Here is a 19,350-nt window from a genome sequence, read left to right on the forward strand (position 1 = left end):
GTGGGGCCCGGCGGAGGTCACAGCCGGGCGGGCGCCGCCCCTGCCAGCTTCGCCAGGTCGATGGTCTCCGCCATCTTGCGGTAGCCCCGGTCGCTGGGGTGCAGATGGTCGCCCGAGTCGTACTCCGAGCGCAGGCTGCGCGGGTCGTACGGGTCGCGCAGTGCCCGGTCGAGGTCGACGACCGTGTCGAACACCCGGTCCGCGCGGATCGCCCGGTTGATCCGTTGCCGTACGTCCTCGCGGCCGTCGTTGTAGCCGCGGTGGCCGCGGAACGGCATGAGGGTGGTGCCGACGACCCTGATGCCGTGGGCGTGGGCGCGGTCGACGAGGGTGCGCAGGCCGTCCACGACCGTCTGCGGGTCGGCGAGTCCCGGGTCGCGCAGGATGTCGTTGATGCCGAGGTCGATGACGACGACCTTGACGTCGGGACGTCCGAGGACGTCCCGTTCGAAGCGGTTGACGGCGGCGGCGCCGCGACGGGAGTCGTCGGCGAGGACCCGGTTGCCGCTGATGCCCTCGTTGACGACGCCGTAGCGGGGCGCGTCCCCGTCGGCGGCGACGCCGGCCCGCAGCCGGTCGGCGAGGACGTCGGGCCAGCGGCGGTTCGCGCCCGCGGTGGAGGTGACGCCGTCGGTGATGGAGTCGCCGAGGGCGACGAGGGTGCCGTCGGCCTCGTTGCTGAGCACGTCGAGGGCGGTCAGGTAGCGCCAGTGGTCGCCGGCCCCGGTGAACGCGGCGCCGCTGACGTCCTCGGTGGACTCGCCCTCGGCGACGTAGTTGGTCTGGCGGGCGTGCGGGTGGTAGGTGACCGGCCCGGCGGAGGTGGGGGAGTAGGTGCTGACCAGGACGTCGGAGTCGTGCGGGACGACGACGGTGACGGCGTCGCTGACCGTCTGTCCGCCGGCCGGGACGACGACGGTGGTGGCGCCGCCGAAGGTGAGTAGGCGCAGCGTGTCGGGGATCGCTGCCGCGCTCCCGCCGCCGGCCGCGAGGGCGAGGGTGGCGTGTGTCACGGTGAGCGGGGCGGTGCCGTAGAGGTTGGACAGCGTGACGCGGGCACTCGTCCCGCCGACGCTGGCGTGGACGACGTTGCGGACCGTGCGGCCCGCCATGCCGTCGGTCGCGGTGCCGGGCTCGCCGCTGACCGGGGAGGCCGCCCAGGTGCCGACCCAGACGCCCGTCGAGATGGGGGCGGCGCTGCCGGGGCCGGGTGCCGCGGCGCGGGTGACGGCCCGGGGGTCGAGCCCGGGGCCGTGGTCGGAGGCGGCGGAGACGTATATGGCGGCGGACAGGCCCACGACAAGGGCGATGATCGCCGACAGGAGGGCGCCGTGTCTTGTGGGGGACACCCCCACACCCCCGACGTGTGGCCTGGTCATGCTGGGGGTTCTCCTCGGTGAGGGGAGCGGCGCGGCTCCGGGTCATGCAGTCGTGCGCGGATGCGTTCACGCAGGAGTTCACCGTTGAGCTCCCCACCAGAGAGACGCCGGGAACTCTTGTTCCGTTCCAGGAGTCGGTCAAGCAGGGACAATATCTGCGTGCGGGACACGGGTGGCACGGGGCGTCGACCGGAACGGATGGAACGGATGGATCGTACGGAAGCGGAGCGGCCGGCCGGCACCGGGGCGGCGCGCACGATGACTGTCTTCAGCGCCGCCGACGAGGAGAAGCAGCGCGGTGTGCGCCGGATGAAGCTCACCGCGGCCGGGCTGCTGCTGTTCGTGGCGGTGGTGTACGTGCTCGCCGAGTGGGCCTCCCATCGGGGCGCGGGCCCCTGGGCGGGCTATGTGGCGGCCGCCGCGGAGGCGGGCATGGTCGGTGCGCTCGCCGACTGGTTCGCGGTGACGGCGCTCTTCCGCCACCCGCTCGGTCTGCCCATCCCGCACACCGCGATCATCCCGAACAAGAAGGACCAGCTGGGTGTCTCGCTGGGTGAGTTCGTCGGAGAGAACTTCCTCTCCGAGGACGTCGTACGGCAGCGGCTGCGCACGGTCGGCATCGGCACCCGGCTGGGCGCCTGGCTGGCCGAGCCGGAGCACGCCGATCGGGTGACGGCCGAGCTGGCGACGGCGCTGCGGGGCGCGCTCACGGTGCTGCGCGACTCGGATGTGCAGGCGGTGGTGGGGGAGGCGATCACGCGTCGGGCGGACGCGCAGGAGATCGCGCCGGGCATCGGGAAGATGCTGGAGCGGGTCGTCGCGGACGGCGGTCACCGGCGGGCCGTGGACCTGGTGGTGACCCGGGCGTACGACTGGCTGGTGCTGCACGGCGACTCGGTGATGGGAGCGGTGGAGGGCGGTGCGCCCGGTTGGACCCCCCGCTTCGTCGACAAGCGGATCGGTGAGCGCGTCTACAAGGAGCTGCTGCGGTTCTGCGGGGAGATGCGGGACATGCCGTCCCATCCGGCCCGGGGTGCCCTCGACCGGTTCCTGACCGACTTCGCCTCCGACCTCCAGTCCGACACGGACACCCGGGCGCGCGTGGAGCGGCTCAAGGGTGAGGTGCTGGGCCGGGGCGAGGTGCAGGATCTGATCGCGTCCGCCTGGACGGCCGTGCGCTCCATGATCGTCGCGGCGGCGGAGGACGAGCGCAGTGAGCTGCGGCTGCGGGTACGGGCCTCGCTGCTGTCCCTGGGGGCGCGGATGGCGACCGAGCGCAAGGTCCAGGAAAAGGTGGACAGCTGGGTCGAGGGCGCGGCGGTGCACGTGGTGACGACGTACCGGAAGGAGATCACCTCCCTGATCACCGACACGGTCGCGGGCTGGGACGCGGAGCACACGACCCGCAAGATCGAGGCCAACATCGGCCGTGACCTCCAGTTCATCCGGATCAACGGCACGGTGGTGGGCTCGCTGGCCGGGTTGCTGATCTACACGGTGGCGCGCGCGCTCGGGGCGTGAACCAGCCGGTCGTGGGAATCCGGTTTTCGTGCCGCCCGATGGGGAGCGTGCCGAGGAGGGAGCCCATGACCAGCACCGAAGCCGCCGTGCCGGCCGAGCAGGACCGCACGATCACCACCGACATCCCCGCCCGCCTCGACCGGCTGCCCTGGTCGCGCTGGCACTGGACCATCGTCTTCGGACTCGGCACCGTGTGGATCCTGGACGGCCTGGAGGTCACGGTCGTCGGGAACATCGCGAGCCGGCTGTCGGAGCCGGGAAGCGGCCTGCCCATCACCTCAGGGCAGGTCACCGGTATCGCGGCCGCGCTGTATGTGGCGGGCGCCTGTGTCGGCGCCCTGTTCTGGGGCCGGCTGACCGACAAGTGGGGCCGCAAGAAGCTGTTCATGATCACCCTCGCGGTGTATCTGGCGGCCACCGCCCTGACCGCGATCTCCTTCGACACCTGGTGGTTCCTGCTCTTCCGGTTCCTCACCGGCTTCGGCATCGGCGGTGAGTACGCGGCCATCAACTCCGCGATCGACGAGCTGATCCCCGCGCAGTACCGGGGCCGCGTCGACCTGATCATCAACGGCAGCTTCTGGCTGGGCGCGGTCGCCGGTTCGCTGCTGTCGATCGTCGCGCTGAACACCGACATCTTCGCGGCGGACGTGGGCTGGCGGCTGACGTTCGCGCTGGGCGCCGTCCTCGCCCTGGTGATCCTGCTCGTACGGCGGCACGTCCCGGAGAGCCCGCGCTGGCTGCTGATCCACGGCCGGGACCGGGAGGCCGAGGAGATCGTCACCTCGATCGAACGGCAGATCGAGGAGGAGAACGGGGAGCGGCTGCCCCGGGCCGAGGGCGAGCTCACCATCCACCAGCGCCGCAGCGTCTCCTTCGTCGAGATCGCCCGTACGGTGTTCTCCTCCTACCGGCGCCGCGCGGTCCTCGGCTTCTCCCTCTTCATCGGGCAGGCCTTCCTCTACAACGCGATCACCTTCGGCTTCGGCGCGATCCTGACCAAGTTCTTCGACGTGCCGAGCGGCAACACCGGCTATTACTTCGCCGTCATCGCCATCGGCAACTTCTGCGGTCCGCTGCTGCTGGGCAAGCTGTTCGACACGGTGGGCCGGCGGATCATGATCTCCTCGACGTATCTGCTCTCCGGTGTGCTGCTGTTCGGCACGGCCTGGCTGTTCGACCAGGGCTCACTGAACGCGACGACGATGACGGCCTGCTGGTGCGCGGTGCTGTTCTTCGCGTCGGCGGGCGCGTCGAGCGCCTATCTGACGGTGTCCGAGGTCTTCCCGATGGAGACCCGCGCGATGTCCATCGCCTTCTTCTACGCCCTCGGCACCGCGGCCGGCGGCATCAGCGGCCCCCTGCTGTTCGCCGAGCTCACCGACACGGGCAAGGTCGGCGACACGGTCCTCGCCTTCTGCATCGGCGCGACGCTGATGTGCGCGGCGGGTCTGGTCGCGGTGTTCCTCGCGGTCAACGCCGAGCGACGCTCCCTGGAGGACATCGCTCAGCCGCTGACGGCGACGGCGCCGGCGACGAAGGGACACGAGACGAGGACGCCGGACGGGCAGACGCCGGGCGGGCCCCGGAAGGCCACCGCCTGAGGGCGCGCGGGGGCTCGCGCGGTCGCCCCACGCGGGTGCCCTCGGCGCCTCCTACCCCTCCTGTTCGGCCCTGCCCGCGGCCCCGTCCCTGGTCCGTCCCCGTCGGCGCAGCAACAGCAGGCCGCCGGCCAGGGCGGTGAGGCCGGTGGCCGCGGTCCACGCGACGAGGTCGGTGGAGCCGGTGGAGGCGAGGCCGCCGCCCTTCGAGGCGGCGGCACCCTCCGCCCCGGCCACCCCCGCCGAGGCGGAGGGCGCGGCCGATCCGCCCGCTGCGGCGGCGCCGGACGGGGAGGGGGAGGGGGAGGGGGAGCGGGACCCCGAGGGGGTCGGGCCGGTCGAGGAGCCGCCCGCACTCGCCGGTGACCTGTCCCGGGTGAACGTCAGTGTCCCGAAGCCGAGTTGGTCGTAACCGCCGCTGTTGGGCCCGTAGTCCCCGCCGCCGCCCTCGGGTGCCGCCTTGGCGGCGACGCGGGTGAGGTAGGGCGCGGACAGCCCCCGGCGCTTGGTGTAGTGGTTGGCGATCATCGCCCAGATCGGCCGGGTCATCGCCGGGTCGACGCCGGCCGCGCCGGAGGCGGTCTCGCTGCCCGACCAGCCGCCCACGGCACCCTTCGCCCGGGTGTTGGCCGTGTAGGCGACATCGCCGCCGAGGCTCCACTTGGCCACGTACTGGGCGCCCTTGAGGAAACGGCTGTCGTCGTGGCCGTAGAGGTCGATGCCCTGGTTCCAGGCCATCTCGCAGAAGGTGCCCATGAGGCCGACGCCGAGCAGCGCGTGTCCCTGGTCCCGGCCCGCCTCCAGCCACTCGGCGAGACCGTCGTCGTGCACCACGGGGATGGCCTTCCTGACGGCACCGAGCCCGGAGCCGTGCTCGAAGTACTCGACGGCCTGTTCCACCTTGGCGCCGTCGTCGCAGAAGATGCCGGTGGCGAGGACGCAGGCCATCGCGGTGAGGTCCCAGTTGGGCCAGTAGTTGGTGACCACGGCGTTGTTGTGGTCGGTCAGGAAACTCTCGCTGAGCGGTGAGAAGACCGTGCTCAGCATCTTCTGGAAGCGTTCCAGTTCGAAGTCGGGCCGGTCGCGCACGAGTTCGGCGGCGTTGGCGGCCTGGTAGCCGTAGAGCCCGGCCGCGAGGAACCGGTCGGCCGAGCCCGCGAGTGAGGTGAGCTTCGCCGACCAGGCGTTGAGGATCGCGACGGCGGTGTCGGCGTACGCGCTCTCACCGCTGACGTGGAACCGCAGGCCGTTCTGGTAGGCGGCGTGCAGGTCGTTGTAGAGGATCGCGTAGTTCTGCGGCGAGCCCGACCCCCGGTACACGGTCGCCTGCGGGTTGGCCGTCCAGCCGCTCTGCGCGTGCCGGTTGGCGGTGAGCCGGGCGTATCCGGCGGTGTAGGGCGCGGCGCCGGCCTTCACCTTGGCGGCCATGCGGGCCAGATCGGCGCCGGTGTGCAGGAGGCCCGGGTGCGCGTATCCGACGGCGGCGGCGGGGGCCGCGGGGAGGGCCGCGGCCACACCGACGGCTCCGGCCGCCGTGCCCGCGGCCTTCAGCAGGCCGCGGCGGCTGATCTGACGGCTGCCGGTCTCGTAGGGGCCGATCCGGCCGCGGCTGGTCTGTCCGGGTCGGGTCAGGTGCGGTTGCAGATGCATGCCGGGGAGACGGACGAGGGGCCGGGCCGATAACGAAAACCTGGCCGGTGGCCGGTACCCGGTGCGGCGGTGCCCGGTGGCGGTGGCCGGCCCCGGGTCAGGCGCCCGTCGTCGACCCCGGCCGGACGATCATCAGGATCGTCACGGTCGCCCACAGCAGGTTGAACACCCCCGTGAACATGGCGAGTCGGACCGTCGTCTCCCGCGCCCCGGTGCCCTCGACGAGCACCTCTTGCCGGGGCAGCACGAGGACCAGCAGCACACCCGCGGCCAGCACGGTCAGCACGATCGACGTGATCAGCCAGGGGTCGCCCATCACGCCCATCGCGCCCGCCGTGGCGAACCCGAAGACGGGGACGGCGAGACCGACGGCCGCGTACACCTGACAGATGCGGTGCAGCAGCCGTACGGTCTCGCTCGCGCGGGCGTCGTCGGGCGCGGCCAGGGCGCGGCGCGCGGCGGGCGGGAACATGCTGGCGGCGACGGTGACGGGCCCGATCGCGACGATCGCGGCGAGGACGTGCACGGCGAGGAGGAACTTGGTCACGCCCCGACGCTAGGCGGAGCGCGCGTCCCGCAGAAGCGGCGGAAATGCCAGAGGGCGACGGGTTCTCGCCAGAGGGGGAGGGGGCGTGGAGGTGCGAGTTGCGGCGATCAGGGGCCGGGGTCCGTCGGCGACCGGGGCCGGGGCCGGCGGCCGTCGACTGCCAGGGCCACCAGGGGTACCAGGGGTACCAGGGGTACCAGGGCTACCAAGGGCTTACCGGGAGCCGAGGTCGGCGGCTGTCCGCAACCGGGGAGGGGAGGGGGCCAGGGTGGCTGTAATCCGTCGTACACCTACTCTCTTGCCATGCACACCGTCGTCGTACTGGTCCTGGACGGGGTCGTCCCGTTCGACCTGTCCGCCCCGATCGACGCCTTCGGCTGGCCGCGGCTGCCCGACGGGCGCCCGGCGTACCGGGTCAGGGTCTGCTCGCCGTCCCCCACCGGGGAGGTGAGCGCGGGGGCGTTCACCGTGCGGGCGCCGTACGGGCTCGAGGCGCTGGCCGAGGCGGACACGATCATCCTGCCCGGGGTGGCGGACCCGCCGGACGAGCTGCCGATCGGCGTCGCGGAGGCCCTGCGGGACGCGGCGGCGGGCGGCACCCGGATCGCCTCGGTCTGCGTCGGCGCGTTCCTGTTCGCCGCGACGGGCCTGCTGGACGGACTGCGTGCGACGACGCACTGGATCGCGGCGCGCGAGCTGGCCGAGCGCTACCCGAAGGTGACGGTCAACCCGAACGTCCTCTACGTCGACAACGGCCAGTTCCTCACCTCGGCGGGCGCCGCCGCGGCCCTCGACATGTGCCTGCACATGATCCGCGGCGACTACGGTTCTGCGGTCGCCGCGCAGGCGGCCAGGATGTCGGTCATGCCGCTCGAACGGGAGGGCGGTCAGGCCCAGTTCATCGTCCACGACCTGCCGCCCGCGCCCGCCGGGGCGACCCTCGAACCCGTGCTGGCCTGGCTGGAGGACAACTGCGGCCGGGAGGTGACCCTGGAACAGATCGCCGGGCGGGCCGGCATGAGCACCCGCACCCTCAACCGCCGCTTCCGCGAACAGACCGGCACGACACCGCTGCGCTGGCTGCACCGGGCGCGGGTACGGCGCGCGCAGTACCTGCTGGAGTCGACGGCGTACCCGGTGGAACGCATCGCCACGCAGGCGGGTTTCGGCTCCCCGACGGCCTTCCGCGAACGCTTCCGCACGGTGGTCGGCACCAGCCCCCAGGGGTACCGGCGGGCGTTCCGGTCGGGGGAGGGGCCGAGGCCGGGAGCCGCGCCACGGGAAACGAAGATCGTATAAGGTGACGCGCCGTGGCACGCGCAAACGCGTGAACCGTACTCGGGGGAGACCTGCACGTGAACACCGGCAGCCCGGGCCGCTTCGGCGCGCGGCGCATCCTGCCCAACCCGTTCGCCGTCGCCTCGGCGCTGGCCGAACCCTCCCGCGCCGACCGGGTGGACGACCCGGCGGTGCGCGTCCTGGCCTGGGCCCGGACGGCGGTGGGGCTGGCCGCGACGATGTGGCTGCTGATGGCGTACCCGCTGCGGGAGGGGCGCGAGCAGTTCGTCATGGACAAGCTGGAGGACCTGCTGATCGGCTGCGGGATCACCTTCGGCACGGCCTTCGTCGCCGTGGCGGCGTTCATCGCCACGGCCCGCTCACCGCTCGGCCGGGTGTACGCGCGTCGGCTGCTGGGCCCGCTGCTGACCGTGTTCGCGATCGCGCTCGGTGCCGCGGTGTGCTGGTTCCTGGTCCGGCTGCTGAAGGGCGAGATCATCACGCTGGGCGACTTCGGCTACCACGGCATTCTCTTCAGCATCCTGCTGATCGTGGTGTTCTTCCTCGGCACCCTCGCCTGCGCCGCCGCGCTGCTCCTCGCGATCCCCGTGACCGTGTTGGCCCTGGTGTACGCCTTCAACTCCTGCTTCCGCCTCGGTGACGTCCACGATCTGCTGCCGGCGCTGATCTCCCCGCTGCTGGTCTGGTCGCTCTTCGGCCTGGGCCTGTTGGACGACCCCGAGGTGGCCGCCCCACCACTCGTCCTCTACGGCTTCCTGGTGGGCGGCCCGCTGTCGGTGACGCTGTTGTCGGTGTGGGAGGTGTGGCGCCTGCGCCGACGGCACGGGGTGACGCTGCGGTCGGCGCTGGGCCGCTAGGCTCCCCGGCCCCGCGCGAACCTGGCTCGGCCCGGCCGGTCGGCGACGGCTGCTCAGCCCGTCGGTCGGCGAGGGTTGCTCGTCCCGGCGGTCGGCACCCGTCGCTCAGCCCCGCCTACCGGCGACGCATCCTCGTCCCGCCGACCGGCGCCCGTTGCTCAGCCCGGCCGACGGGCGACCCTTCCTCGTCCCGCCGGTCGGCGCCCGTTGCTCAGCCCCACCTACCGGCGAGCCTTGCTCGTTCCGCCGGTCGGCGTTCCCGCCTCAGCCCCGCCGGTCGGCGACCGCCCACGATGCGAGTGCGACCGCGCCGGCCACGCCGAACACCGACGGCCAGGCGCCGACCTTCTTCGCCAGCGGATGCGACCCCGCGAAGGCGGCGACGTACGCCACGGTCAGCGCCCCCGCCGCCTTCCCGCCCGCCTGCTGCCGCCACTGCCGCGCGGCCGCGGCCCCCGCGACGGCGAGGACGGCCCCGCCCAGCGGCCGCTTCCTCGTCCACCGGGCCACGCCGTATCCGCCGACCAAACCGCCCGCGGCGATCACCGCGCTGGGAACCTTCGCCATGTCTGCCGCCTGCCTTCTCGTCAGCTTTCTCACCCGTCCGGTCTGCTGCGAGGCTAACGCGCAGGCGAAACCGGCGTGGGGCGCGGGGTGGGGCGCCGGCTAGTGCTGTGACCGAGAAGGTTCGCCGGGTTGGCTGATCAGGCGGTGAGGGCTGGTCGGCGTCCCCGCGGAGGAGCGCAATCTCCGCGAACACGTACGGCGGAGGGCATATTCGGCGGGGTTGCGCGCATCAGGTCCATTCCCCGCAGGAGCGCTGTGTCCTGCTCCGAAAGTGTTCGACCAGCCACCGTTCCCAACTGGAATACGACCGTACGGTGGTCGGTTGCACCGGGACGTGCAACGTGATCTGGAACCAACCGGCGGTATCCATCCTCTGTTGGCAGGACGGTTCAGCCCCTACAAGTTCGACCCGTCAGCGACCGTCGACGACCACGCCCTCAGCTTGCTGCTGGAAGCCGCGCGGTGGGCACCGTCAGCCGGGAACTCCCAGCCATGGGGGTTCTTCACGAGCCGGCCCGGTGAGCCGGAGTACGAGCGAGTAGTACGCCACCTCGCGCCCAGCTCGGCCCGGTGGGCGACGGAAGCAGGCCTGCTCGTCGTCGCTCTGGCACGCCGCTACGTCGGTGAAACGCAACTGCCGTACTCCGAGTTCGCGGACTACGACCTTGGCCAGGCCGTCGCGCACCTGACAGTCCAGGCCCAGGCGATGGGACTGGACGCCCACCAGTTCCGGGCCTTCGACCTGGAAGGCATCACCGAAGAACTGCGCCCGAATCGGGGATGGGTGATCGTCTCCATGATCGCGCTGGGAAAGGCCGCCGGAGGGCCGCCAGCGAGCCGCGACCGGCGCAGCATCGCCGACCTGCGGGCCGCTCCCTGGTCGCTGTCGGAGTAGCGCTGCGATCTGGCAGGTTCGCCGAGTTGGTGGCGACGACGCCTGAACCGATCGGATGTGGGCCGACATCTGATCGATGTGGGGAGGCGCGGTGGCGGTGCCGGTCAAGGTCCAGTAGCTCACCGATCAGGAAGGCCAGCGGTTACAGCGGATCGTACGGCGGGGCAGCACGACCACGGCGCGCTACCGGCGGGCGTTGATACCGCCGGCCTCGGTCGGCGGGAACCGGGCGCCGGGGATCGCCCGGTTGGTTCAGGCGGACGAGGACACGGTGTGGGATGTGATCCACCGGTTCAACGAGATCGGTTTGGCCTGTCTGGACCCTCTGAGGGGCCAGCACGCCTACCTGCGTCGGCGCGACGCCAACGCCCCGCCACCGCGACGTTCTGGCCGCCGAACGCAAGGAACGAGCCCGCATCCGAAGCGCGAAGGGCACCCGCTGGGGCGAACGCCCAGTCAACACCGCGGCTTGATCCAAGTCGGGGAACCTATGCGGTCGCAGCGCCGGCCGACGACGCCTGGGGCGATCGGCGCCGCCCCTTGACCAGGCACCCATGTGACCCGGCTCAGCTACGAGCCGTCTTCCAGCACGAAGCGCAGGTACCGTTCCGCGGAACGCTGGACGGCGGCCGCCCCGTCGGCGCTGACCACGCGTCCCCAGAATGCCCCGTAGATGCGTTCGAAGGCGAAAGGGTCGACCAGCTCAAGCGCGCGGCGGATGGTGCTCGGTCGTTCCGGAATGAAGTTGGGGATGCTGTACATGAAGCTGACCCACCGCCGGTCCATCACGACCATGAAGATGTCGCCGCTGAACAGCGCACCGCGCTTGTCCGGGTCGTCGGCCCAGTGCAGCACGGTGCCTCCGGCGAAGTGCGTGCCCGCGTTGATCAGAGTCATGCCGGGCGCGATCTGGTGGGTGTCGCCCGTCCAGTACTCGATCACCGGATCGGGCCTCCCGACCCAGTCACGGTCCGCGGCATGGACATACACCGGAGCGTCGAAGGCGCGGCCCCACTCGGTCATCACGCCGTAGAAGTGCGGATGGCTGACGGCGATCGCGCTGATCCCACCCAGATCCTCGATCTCGGCGGCAAGGTCGTCATCGAGGTAGCCGATGCAGTCCCACAGCACGTTGCCGGAGGGTGAGCGGATCAGCAGCGCGCGCTGGCCGACGGCCACCGACGGCACCGCACCGACCCCGATCACACCGGGTCCCTCCTCATCGAGCCGACCGCGACGGCCACTGGCGCGCAACTCGGCCAGCGTCGTCCACTGTTGACCATCCCAACCGACGTACTGCCGCTCGTCCAGGCAGATCGGGCAATCAGCCCGCGGCACCCCGTACTGCACGCCGCAGGTATTGCAGATCGGAAGCTGCACACCCGTGACCGACGGGACTCGCTCAGAAGACGACACCAGAACCTAGCCCTTCATGAACTCACCACTTGACGATGCCGACATCAACAGCCGACCCTGCTCGTCCTCTTCCCAAAGGGGACGCAGCCCGACGAGACAAGCCTCTGAGGCAGTTCACCCGCTGCTACCGGGGGTGGCTCAACGCTAACGTCCGCCACTCTGATGTCCTCACCGCTCAACGCGAGGAACGAGCTGGGGCGGACGCCCCGTCGCACCCGCAGCCTGGCCAACCCGGCGAACCTTCTCGGTCACGGCACTAGCCTCGCCCCGCCCGGCGCCGCTCACCCGGTTCCTGCCCCCTCTTGTCGACGACGGCCCGCTCCAGCACCGCACTGGTGTCATAGACCGTCCCCGCCTCGGCCCGCTCGGTGTCCCGGCTGAAGACGGTGCGTACGCCGAGGTAGTCGAGCGTGCCGGGATCGAAGATCCACTCGGTGCGGGTGCCGTGCCGGGTGTCCTCCCGGGCGATGGCGATACCGTGCCGGCCGACGGCGTCCACCGCGTCGGCCACCTCGGTCACACCGGGGATCCGGGCGGTGGCCTTGTAGAACGCGGCAGCGGTCGCGGACGGCATGATCTGCTCGCCGACGAGATCGCCGATCCGGCCGAAGACCGCCTGATCCTTGTCCTCTCCCTCCTCGACCCGGGTGTCGGCGTAGAGCAGCTTCAGCAGGGCGTCGGGGTCGGTGGGCAGCGAGGCGAGCCAGGCGTAGGTGGGCCGGTCGAACCCGGCCGGCACCGCGCTGTCCTTCGGATCCGTACCGTCCGGCACGCCCACCTCGATCGGCCAGTCCTGTCCGTCCTCGCGGATCAGCCCGACGTCGGTCACGGGCCCCTGCCGCTGCGAGAACCACACCTGCCGCTCGTGCATCTTCCCGAGCTCGACGGGCCCGTCGAAGACGCCCTCGTTCCCGGCGCCCGTACTGCGCACATACACGAACTGACCGTCGCCCACGGGCTCGACGTCCGTCCGCAGGGCGACCGCGGCGATCCGGTCGAGGGTCACTACGACGCCACGGCTCCCGCCCGCGCCCGCCGTACTACTCGCACCGGGCCGGGCCGCCGTACCGCCGTCGCCCCGCCCCGCGCCGATCCCGACGGTGAGCCCGGCGGCCAACGCGACGGCGACGGCGACGGATCCGGCGAGGAGAGCGGGCCGTGCCAGGCGCGGAACGCGAGGCCGGCCCGGATCGCCGTGGCCGACGCCGGTGCGGCCGCCGGCGGTGCTGCTGCCACTCGCACGGCCACGGCCACTACCGCTGTCTCTGTCGATGAGCTGCATCAGAACGTCCTTGTGATGGGAGCGACGCCCGGGAGGCAGCACCTGCCGCTCGACGGGACCGGCCGGCAACAGCCGCCGCAGTTCCTCGAGTTCCCCGCGCTCCTCCTGCTCGGACCCGGCGGGAGTGGCGTTCATCGGGCTTCCTCCTGAATGGGCAGGACCGCGAACGCGGTCTCACTCTCTACCTCTCCGCGACGGGAGCGGGGTTCCGTACGTCGTTCCGCACGCCCGGACTGCCGCGACTGCCGCGTCTCCCGGGACTGCCGCGCCTCCCGCTCGACGATCTCCCGAAGCCGGGCACGCGCCCGCGACAACCGGGACCGAACGGTCCCGACCGGCACCCCGAGAGCCTCCGCGGCCTGCGCGTAGTCGAGCCCGCCCCACACGCACAGGGCGATGACCTCCCGCTCGTGCCGCCGCAACCGCCCGAGCACCCGCCGCACTTCGGCGAGCCGTCGGGCGTCGTCGATCCGGCCGACGACGTCCTCGGCGAAGTCACCGACGGCGTCGTCGCCTCCGGTACCGGCTCCGGCCTCGGCCCGCCGGGCGAGAAAGGCGAGCCGCCGGCGAAGACTCCGGTCGGCGTTGCGCGCCTTGTTGGTGGCGATCCCGAACAGCCAGGGCCGCAACGACCCGCCCTCGACCTCCACCGCCCCGCGCCCCCGCCAGGCGGCGAGGAACGTCTCCGACATGACCTCCTCGGCGACGGACCAGTCACCGGTCAGCCGGAGGGCGTGGTGGTACACGGCCGTCGCGTACAACTCGTACAACTCCCCGAAGGCGGCCCGCTCCCCACCCCGAACTCGCGCCCGCAGACGCCCGTCGTCGTCACGGTCGTCGCCACCGTCATCGTCTTCGTTGGAACTCACACATGTACCTCTCCGGGACCGCACCGAGAGTTCCCGTGGCGTGGCTCACAACCGCCACCGCAGCGGACAACCCGCGTGCCCGCCATGCCGGGCCGGGTGTGGTGTTCGGGACCGGCGAGAGCTTCAGGGCTGGGGATGAGGATGGGCCAGGCGACCGAGCAGGGCTACGGCGTCGTCGAGCGGCACGGGCTGGAAGAACTGCGCGTCCGCGTGCTCGACCGCGGCCATCGCGCGGGGAGCCAGTTCGGCGCCGGTGTCGGTGACGCGCAGCCGTTTGGCGCGGGTGTCGGCCGGGTCTACTTCCCGCTCGATGAGCCCCTTGCTCTCCAGGGCGCGCAGAACCTGGGAGGTCATCTTGACGTCGGTGCCGGCCTGGCGGGCGAGGGCCAGTTGGTTGGGGCGTTCGCCCTGGCTGTTGAACCACCAGGTACAGGCGAGCAGCACGAACTGCACGTGGGTGAGGCCGAGGGGTGCCAGGGCCGCGGCGACGTCACGCTGCCAGCGCAGCGTGGCGTGCCACAACAGGAATCCGGGGCTCTCGCCGGGGCTGAGAGCCATCAGCGCAGGGCCAGTTCGACCAGCGAGGCCATGGTGTCCGGCCAGTCGGCGGTGATGCCCGGGCCGATCTGAGGGCCGATCTCGTCGGCGCCCGTGCCGGTGATCTCCATCCGGTACACCACCCGGTTCCGGCCCTGATCGATCCGGTCGATCCGGTGGCTGGTGCGCAGCAGCAGGTCCCCGAAGACGGCCTCGTCGACGAACAGTTCGCCTTCGACGGCCTCGGCGATCCGCAGCAGTATCGGGTCGTCCCCGGGCGGCGTCATCGTGATCCGACTCCCCGCCGCGAACGGGCCACTGAGCTCGATCTTCTCGATCTCGGCGTTCCAGGCACCCCAGTGCTCGACGTCGGCCCAGAGCCCCCAGATCGCCTCAGGCGTGGCACCGGTCTCGATGCTGTGCTCGTACGTCCACATGCGGGGCCTCCTCGATCAGATGATGTATCCATAGATTATCTGCGCGCAGACTATCTGTCGAGAGGCCGGCATGACCCGCATCGTGCGGCGCGCGATCACTTCCCGTTCGTGCCGCCGCAACCGGGCGAGTGCCCGCCGTACTTCGGCGAGCCGAGGGGTGTCGTCGCAAGGGCGAGCAGCCGCCGCGGACTCCGGTCGGGGTTACGCGTAGGCCCGGTCTCCCGGCCGGTGCCCCGGTACCGGCTTCGACGCAACGGGGCCGCTCCCCTGGGATCAGTGTTCTCCCGGCAGGGTGATCCGGCCGGTCATGAGGACTTCGTGGTTCGCGAAGAGGGCGTTGAGCTCGAAGCGCCGACGGATGTGCGCCGTCCACGCCGCGTTCCGCAGGTCCGTGTACGACGTGACCACGCGGGCCCGGCTCGCCTGCGTGAGGATCCAACGGGCCTGGTCCGCGCCCAGGGTTCGCCCGCCCAGGTCACGAGCGAGCCGCCACAGTTCCTCGCCGTCCGTCTGCGATGCCCTGCTCCGTCCACTCCGTCGCAGCGCTGCCGGGTACGGGGTGAGCCGACAGCAGCCAGTAGGCAGTGGCCAACTCGCGGACGGCGCGGGAGTGGAGGCGGATCCCTGTTTCTGGTGGGGCGGGTTGCAGAGCCCGAGTTCTCGTCTCGAAGGTCACCTTGCCGAAGCTAGGGCTGAGGCGCGCGGCACGACCAGCAATGTGCATAGATGTGCACACCACCTCAAATGTCATGTCTGGTGGCTTTATGACCTTGACCGCGCGTCTCGTAGGCGGGGAAATTTGATGCACATCAGCGCACAGGACCGACACGGAGGCAGCCATGCGCTTACGGTTCATCGGGATCGACCCGGACACGGGAAAGAACGGGTCGCCGACAGCGTGGGTCGACCTGGAGACCTCTGACATCGTGATCCAGAGCTACACGGCGGACGAGCCGACGCGAGCCCAGTGTGTGGAGAACCCGGCACCCGGGCACGCCAAGGGCATCCCCGACCACGAGACGGTGGTGCGCATCCCCGCACGCCTGGTGCCGATCCTGCGGGAGGCCTGCGATGTCGCAGAACGTACCCAGCTTTGACGAGCTGATGGAGGCCGCTCAACACTCCGCCGTACACCTCGAAATGCGTGACCAGTACGCGGTCGGCGATGAAGCGGACGACTACGACAGCTGGCTGCGCACAGGTCGGCGGGACGCCGATCCCAGCTCGGAGTACTGGGCGCCGTGGGTGGACCTGATCTCCCGAGCGGTGGCCCGTGGGGTCGTCGTACGACGGGCCCGCATCGTGTCCGAGCCGGTCACCGACTACATCCGCTACGAGCACGCCGGAACCGTCGTCAACGTGCGGGCGGGCGAGCGGGTGCGCTGGCTGCCTCGTCGGCAGGCGGCCGACCTGATGCTGCCAGGCGCCGACCTGTGGATCTTCGACGACGCACAAGTACTCTTCAACCACTTTGCGGGCAACGGCGATTGGAGTGGCACTCCCAACGAACTGCGTACCGAGTCGAACCTCGTCAAGCAGTGTTCGGACGCCTTCGAGGCAGTATGGGAGCGCGCCGTCCCGCACGACGACTACGAGATCCACTGACAGAAAGCATCCCTGGCCAGCTCATGTCCATCTCCCCGTCCTCCTCCGCCCAGGCCGCACGCGAGAACGTGGCTCGACGCCTACGCGACCTGAGGAGGAACGCCGGCCTCACGGTCACCGAGCTGGCCTCGCAATGCCATTGGCACCACGCCAAGACGTCCAGGATCGAAAACGCCCGGACGCCCCCGTCCCCCGCGGACATCCGCTCGTGGTGCGGTGCGACCGGCGCCGAGGACCAGGCCAATGATCTGATCGCGGCCTCCCAGGACGCGGAGTCCCTCTACCGCGAGCGGCGACAACGCGTGCGGGCGGGACTTCGCAAGCTCCAGGACAGTTACGTGGAGCTCTACCGGGCGACGGACCTGCTGCGCACGTACTCCCCGGTCTTGGTGCCCGGGCTGCTGCAAACAGAGGGCTACGCGCGGGCACTGCTGAGCACCAACGCACGCCTTCTCGACGTCCCCGACGACGCGGCCGAAGCCGCGTCGGCACGCCTCCAGCGCTCCCGGATCATCCACGAGCCCGGCCACCGCTTCGTGATGGTCGTCGAAGAGGCAGTGCTGTACTACCAGCTCGGCAACGCGGACGCGATGGCCGCGCAGCTCGGCTACCTGTTGACCGCCGGGGCGCTCCCGGCGGTGTCCCTCGGCGTCATCCCGATGTCGACCCGCGAACGGACGCTCTGGCCGCAGGAGACGTTCGACGTCCACGACGACACCCTCGTGTCCGTTGAGCTGATCTCCGCCGAGGTGAACATCACCCAGCCGTCGGAGATCGCCCTGTACATCAAGGCTTTCGAGCGGTTGCGCCGCATGGCCGTCTACGGCGCGGATGCCCGCGCTCTGATACTGCGGGCGATCGAGGCGCTGCAGTAGTAGTCCACAACGGGCAGCACCTCAGGTGCGTCAGGCCTCGGTATCGCGCTTCACGGCACGCAGGAAGGAGAACCAAGCCCCGCTTCGTACGGCGATCTCGGGCCCTCCCGTACTCTTCGAGTCGCGCACCAGCGCGCCGTCATCCGTCAGCGCGCACTCGACGCACTCTCCCCCCGCCCCATTGCTGTACGACGACGTGAACCACGCCGACCGTCTCTTCTCACTGGTCACAGCAACGCTCACGTGGCGTATCCCTTCAAGACCGTCTCGATCAACCGGGCCGAGCGATGAGGACTCAGAGCCGCGGCTCGCAGACCGTCGAACGCTCGGGTGTACTCACGAACATGATGCTCGCCCTCCAAGTAGACGGCATCGGTGATTCCGTCGCGGTAGACGATGTCGGGGTCTTCCGGCGCGGGGAAGCCCAGCATGGTGAATGAGCCGGTAGCCGGACAGGTGCCGGAGTCGAAGGGGAGGACCTGAAGCGTGACGGCGGGCAACTGGGCAACTTCCAGGACATGTTCGATCTGCTCGCGCATCAACGACCGGTCCCCGACGACGTTGTGCAGCGCACCTTCGTTCACGATGAACCAGGATTCGGGAGCGTCGGACCGCCTCAGCATGCCTTGACGCTCCATTCGAACCCGTACAGCCCTGCCGATGTCCTCGGCGGACATGTGCCCACCGGTCTTGTGCAGTTCAGAGATGTACGCGTGGGTCTGCATGAGGCCGGGCAACAACTCGCACTGGTACTGCCGGAAGGTCGAGGCTTCCTGCTCCAGGCCGATGTAGATGTTGAACCACTCCGGCACACCTGAGCCGTGCACCTGCCACCAGCCGCGCACCTTGGCCTGCCGGGCCAACGACTTGAGAAACTCCCGCAGTTCCTCGCTGGTGTCATAGAACCGGCAGAGGGCGTCGATGTCCGACGGCTGGACCCGGCCGCTGCCCGTCTCCAAACGGTTGACCTTGGAACCGCTCCAGTCGAGGCTGGCCCCCACCTGCGCGCAGGTGAGTGTCGACTGTTGCCGGAGCTTCTTCAGCTCGATCGAGAGACGGCGACGGCGTGCCGTTGGTGATCCGGCCATTTCAACCCCGTTTTGGATAGCGGACGTTCAGTCTCAGGCCAAGGGGCACGGTTGCCAATCACTCAGAAGTGGGATTCTCGCCGTGCACATTGCACGGGGGGATTCGCAGGATGCACTCTGAGGCAACGCAACTCATCGTGATTCCCTGTGACGCTGTGTGTCTCCATGGGGTGTCACCTGCGACGAAAGGGCTCCTCATGGGTCAGCACGCCTGCATGACGCGCAAACCGTGGGACCTTGACTTCACTGCCGTGCCGACGGAAGTGGCAGCCCTGCGCCGGATCCTGCGGCTGCATCTGGGCATCTGGGGCCTCCAGGACGTCGTCGACGACGCCCAGCTCTGCATGAGCGAGCTGGTGTCCAACGTCATCACCCACGTCGGCCCCGGGACTCCGGCCACGCTCGCGGTGTCGATGAGTGGCGTTCGCCTGCGCATCGAGGTCCACGACCCCGACACGCGGGCGTTGCCCACCCTCCTCGACGCGAACGTCGACGCGGAGGGCGGGCGGGGCATGGCGTTGGTCGACGCGGTCGCCGCTTGCTGGGGCGTCCAGCTCCGTCTCGACCGGAAGGTCACGTGGTGTGAACTGGCCACGGGGCTCGCCTCGCCGAACAGACACATGGAAGGCCCCGGCGTGCGGCGGGCCGAGGCGTTGTTGGAGTGCTACGCGGGTGCGAAACCGCTTCTGCGGCCCGGCCCGGGCAAATTGGGGAGAGCCGTGGCCGAGGAATCGATGATCACAGTCATCACGGACTTCCTTCACTGGCTTCGTGCGCACGGCTGCGATGTGGACGAAGCCTTGGATCGTGCTCAGGCGCGCTGCGACGCCGAACTGGGCAGCCGTGGTGACGGGGTCTGAGCATGTCGAGTGCCTGGCCCACCTGATACTCCCGCCCTGGTCGGGCAAGCCCGCCCCATGGCGAC

Annotated in this window: 21 protein-coding genes and 1 pseudogene; 10 read left to right on the top strand and 12 right to left on the bottom strand. The window is 70.5% G+C overall.

Annotated features, from left to right (window positions below):
- Positions 1–17: 17 nt before the first annotated feature.
- Positions 18–1,379, bottom strand: coding sequence for an SGNH/GDSL hydrolase family protein (locus tag ACFVYS_RS00655; protein ID WP_389497470.1), 1,362 nt, complete (start codon positions 1,377–1,379; stop codon positions 18–20).
- Between the two features lie 198 nt (positions 1,380–1,577).
- On the opposite strand from ACFVYS_RS00655, the gene ACFVYS_RS00660 reads away from it, so the two are divergent.
- On the top strand, positions 1,578–2,900 hold the full coding sequence (locus ACFVYS_RS00660; RefSeq protein ID WP_389497472.1) for a DUF445 domain-containing protein: 1,323 nt from the start codon (positions 1,578–1,580) through the stop codon (positions 2,898–2,900).
- A 65-nt stretch (positions 2,901–2,965) separates the two neighbouring features.
- Positions 2,966–4,504, top strand: a complete 1,539-nt coding sequence (locus ACFVYS_RS00665) for an MFS transporter (protein WP_389497474.1) — start codon at positions 2,966–2,968, stop codon at positions 4,502–4,504.
- Positions 4,505–4,555: 51 nt separating this feature from the next.
- Here the strand turns inward: ACFVYS_RS00665 and ACFVYS_RS00670 are convergent, their stop codons facing one another.
- Together ACFVYS_RS00670 and ACFVYS_RS00675 are read right to left on the bottom strand one after the other, a co-directional pair.
- Positions 4,556–6,151 carry an alginate lyase family protein gene (locus ACFVYS_RS00670; protein ID WP_389497476.1) on the bottom strand — a complete coding sequence of 532 codons (1,596 nt, stop codon included), beginning with the start codon at positions 6,149–6,151 and terminating at the stop codon, positions 4,556–4,558.
- 97 nt (positions 6,152–6,248) lie between these two features.
- Positions 6,249–6,698 carry a hypothetical protein gene (locus ACFVYS_RS00675; RefSeq protein WP_351764387.1) on the bottom strand — a complete coding sequence of 150 codons (450 nt, stop codon included), beginning with the start codon at positions 6,696–6,698 and terminating at the stop codon, positions 6,249–6,251.
- 303 nt (positions 6,699–7,001) lie between these two features.
- On the opposite strand from ACFVYS_RS00675, the gene ACFVYS_RS00680 reads away from it, so the two are divergent.
- Positions 7,002–7,997: a GlxA family transcriptional regulator gene (locus ACFVYS_RS00680; protein ID WP_389497478.1), complete on the top strand. Its 996-nt coding sequence runs from the start codon at positions 7,002–7,004 to the stop codon at positions 7,995–7,997.
- A gap of 56 nt (positions 7,998–8,053) precedes the next feature.
- Positions 8,054–8,854, top strand: coding sequence for a hypothetical protein (locus tag ACFVYS_RS00685; protein WP_389497480.1), 801 nt, complete (start codon positions 8,054–8,056; stop codon positions 8,852–8,854).
- 264 nt (positions 8,855–9,118) lie between these two features.
- Here ACFVYS_RS00685 and ACFVYS_RS00690 read toward each other — a convergent pair whose 3' ends face one another.
- Positions 9,119–9,421 carry a hypothetical protein gene (locus ACFVYS_RS00690; protein WP_385559490.1) on the bottom strand — a complete coding sequence of 101 codons (303 nt, stop codon included), beginning with the start codon at positions 9,419–9,421 and terminating at the stop codon, positions 9,119–9,121.
- A gap of 373 nt (positions 9,422–9,794) precedes the next feature.
- Between ACFVYS_RS00690 and ACFVYS_RS00695 the strand changes: the two genes are divergently transcribed.
- Together ACFVYS_RS00695 and ACFVYS_RS00700 are read left to right on the top strand one after the other, a co-directional pair.
- Entirely contained in the window at positions 9,795–10,316 is a 522-nt protein-coding gene (locus ACFVYS_RS00695) for a nitroreductase family protein (protein ID WP_389498007.1), read from the top strand.
- A 151-nt stretch (positions 10,317–10,467) separates the two neighbouring features.
- Positions 10,468–10,641, top strand: a pseudogene (locus ACFVYS_RS00700) (IS630 family transposase); the annotation flags it as partial.
- Between the two features lie 245 nt (positions 10,642–10,886).
- On the opposite strand, the gene ACFVYS_RS00705 reads toward ACFVYS_RS00700, so the two are convergent.
- From ACFVYS_RS00705 to ACFVYS_RS00730, 6 genes are all read right to left on the bottom strand, one after another.
- The gene (locus ACFVYS_RS00705; RefSeq protein ID WP_389497482.1) at positions 10,887–11,696 is read right to left on the bottom strand and encodes an MBL fold metallo-hydrolase; all 810 of its coding nucleotides are present in this window, start codon (positions 11,694–11,696) and stop codon (positions 10,887–10,889) included.
- Positions 11,697–11,988: 292 nt separating this feature from the next.
- Positions 11,989–13,149, bottom strand: coding sequence for a CU044_5270 family protein (locus tag ACFVYS_RS00710; protein ID WP_389497483.1), 1,161 nt, complete (start codon positions 13,147–13,149; stop codon positions 11,989–11,991).
- Positions 13,146–13,829 carry an RNA polymerase sigma factor gene (locus ACFVYS_RS00715; protein ID WP_389498008.1) on the bottom strand — a complete coding sequence of 228 codons (684 nt, stop codon included), beginning with the start codon at positions 13,827–13,829 and terminating at the stop codon, positions 13,146–13,148. The genes ACFVYS_RS00710 and ACFVYS_RS00715 overlap by 4 nt, the downstream gene beginning before the upstream one ends.
- A 177-nt stretch (positions 13,830–14,006) precedes the next feature.
- Complete coding sequence (locus ACFVYS_RS00720) at positions 14,007–14,441, bottom strand: MarR family winged helix-turn-helix transcriptional regulator (protein ID WP_389497485.1); 435 nt, start codon at positions 14,439–14,441, stop codon at positions 14,007–14,009.
- A complete protein-coding gene (locus ACFVYS_RS00725) occupies positions 14,441–14,857 on the bottom strand; it encodes a polyketide cyclase (protein WP_389497487.1) in 417 nt (138 codons plus the stop codon). The genes ACFVYS_RS00720 and ACFVYS_RS00725 overlap by 1 nt, the downstream gene beginning before the upstream one ends.
- A gap of 273 nt (positions 14,858–15,130) precedes the next feature.
- Entirely contained in the window at positions 15,131–15,265 is a 135-nt protein-coding gene (locus tag ACFVYS_RS00730) for a hypothetical protein (protein WP_389497489.1), read from the bottom strand.
- Positions 15,266–15,696: 431 nt separating this feature from the next.
- On the opposite strand from ACFVYS_RS00730, the gene ACFVYS_RS00735 reads away from it, so the two are divergent.
- Genes ACFVYS_RS00735 through ACFVYS_RS00745 form a run of 3 tightly spaced genes read left to right on the top strand, consistent with a single transcriptional unit; the run spans position 15,697 to position 17,337 of the window.
- Entirely contained in the window at positions 15,697–15,954 is a 258-nt protein-coding gene (locus ACFVYS_RS00735; protein WP_389497491.1) for a hypothetical protein, read from the top strand.
- Positions 15,929–16,462 (top strand): DUF6879 family protein, encoded by a 534-nt coding sequence (locus ACFVYS_RS00740; protein WP_389497493.1) that lies wholly within the window; start codon positions 15,929–15,931, stop codon positions 16,460–16,462. The genes ACFVYS_RS00735 and ACFVYS_RS00740 overlap by 26 nt, the downstream gene beginning before the upstream one ends.
- 23 nt (positions 16,463–16,485) lie before the next feature.
- Complete coding sequence (locus ACFVYS_RS00745; RefSeq protein WP_389497495.1) at positions 16,486–17,337, top strand: helix-turn-helix domain-containing protein; 852 nt, start codon at positions 16,486–16,488, stop codon at positions 17,335–17,337.
- A 30-nt stretch (positions 17,338–17,367) separates the two neighbouring features.
- On the opposite strand, the gene ACFVYS_RS00750 is transcribed toward ACFVYS_RS00745, so the two are convergent.
- Both ACFVYS_RS00750 and ACFVYS_RS00755 read right to left on the bottom strand, forming a co-directional pair.
- A complete protein-coding gene (locus ACFVYS_RS00750; RefSeq protein WP_389497497.1) occupies positions 17,368–17,580 on the bottom strand; it encodes a DUF397 domain-containing protein in 213 nt (70 codons plus the stop codon).
- Entirely contained in the window at positions 17,577–18,425 is an 849-nt protein-coding gene (locus ACFVYS_RS00755) for a helix-turn-helix domain-containing protein (protein ID WP_389497499.1), read from the bottom strand. Before ACFVYS_RS00755 ends, ACFVYS_RS00750 begins: the two co-directional genes overlap by 4 nt.
- A 215-nt stretch (positions 18,426–18,640) precedes the next feature.
- Here ACFVYS_RS00755 and ACFVYS_RS00760 point away from each other — a divergent pair, with 215 nt between their 5' ends.
- Complete coding sequence (locus tag ACFVYS_RS00760) at positions 18,641–19,285, top strand: ATP-binding protein (protein ID WP_389497501.1); 645 nt, start codon at positions 18,641–18,643, stop codon at positions 19,283–19,285.
- The last annotated feature ends 65 nt before the right edge of the window (positions 19,286–19,350 follow it).

Origin of the sequence: Streptomyces sp. NPDC058295 (genome assembly GCF_042880655.1) — a bacterium.
GTDB classification, from domain to species: Bacteria; Actinomycetota; Actinomycetes; order Streptomycetales; family Streptomycetaceae; genus Streptomyces; species Streptomyces coriariae.

What these genes read in the sequence shown, in the direction of transcription:
- ACFVYS_RS00655 (WP_389497470.1), bottom strand. Translation starts at nt 1,379, where the DNA reads ATGACCAGGCCACACGTCGGGGGTGTGGGGGTGTCCCCCACAAGACAC.
- ACFVYS_RS00660 (WP_389497472.1), top strand. Translation starts at nt 1,578, where the DNA reads ATGGAACGGATGGATCGTACGGAAGCGGAGCGGCCGGCCGGCACCGGG.
- ACFVYS_RS00665 (WP_389497474.1), top strand. Translation starts at nt 2,966, where the DNA reads ATGACCAGCACCGAAGCCGCCGTGCCGGCCGAGCAGGACCGCACGATC.
- ACFVYS_RS00670 (WP_389497476.1), bottom strand. Translation starts at nt 6,151, where the DNA reads ATGCATCTGCAACCGCACCTGACCCGACCCGGACAGACCAGCCGCGGC.
- ACFVYS_RS00680 (WP_389497478.1), top strand. Translation starts at nt 7,002, where the DNA reads ATGCACACCGTCGTCGTACTGGTCCTGGACGGGGTCGTCCCGTTCGAC.
- ACFVYS_RS00690 (WP_385559490.1), bottom strand. Translation starts at nt 9,421, where the DNA reads ATGGCGAAGGTTCCCAGCGCGGTGATCGCCGCGGGCGGTTTGGTCGGC.
- ACFVYS_RS00710 (WP_389497483.1), bottom strand. Translation starts at nt 13,149, where the DNA reads ATGAACGCCACTCCCGCCGGGTCCGAGCAGGAGGAGCGCGGGGAACTC.
- ACFVYS_RS00720 (WP_389497485.1), bottom strand. Translation starts at nt 14,441, where the DNA reads ATGGCTCTCAGCCCCGGCGAGAGCCCCGGATTCCTGTTGTGGCACGCC.
- ACFVYS_RS00725 (WP_389497487.1), bottom strand. Translation starts at nt 14,857, where the DNA reads ATGTGGACGTACGAGCACAGCATCGAGACCGGTGCCACGCCTGAGGCG.
- ACFVYS_RS00735 (WP_389497491.1), top strand. Translation starts at nt 15,697, where the DNA reads ATGCGCTTACGGTTCATCGGGATCGACCCGGACACGGGAAAGAACGGG.
- ACFVYS_RS00740 (WP_389497493.1), top strand. Translation starts at nt 15,929, where the DNA reads ATGTCGCAGAACGTACCCAGCTTTGACGAGCTGATGGAGGCCGCTCAA.
- ACFVYS_RS00745 (WP_389497495.1), top strand. Translation starts at nt 16,486, where the DNA reads ATGTCCATCTCCCCGTCCTCCTCCGCCCAGGCCGCACGCGAGAACGTG.
- ACFVYS_RS00755 (WP_389497499.1), bottom strand. Translation starts at nt 18,425, where the DNA reads ATGGCCGGATCACCAACGGCACGCCGTCGCCGTCTCTCGATCGAGCTG.
- ACFVYS_RS00760 (WP_389497501.1), top strand. Translation starts at nt 18,641, where the DNA reads ATGACGCGCAAACCGTGGGACCTTGACTTCACTGCCGTGCCGACGGAA.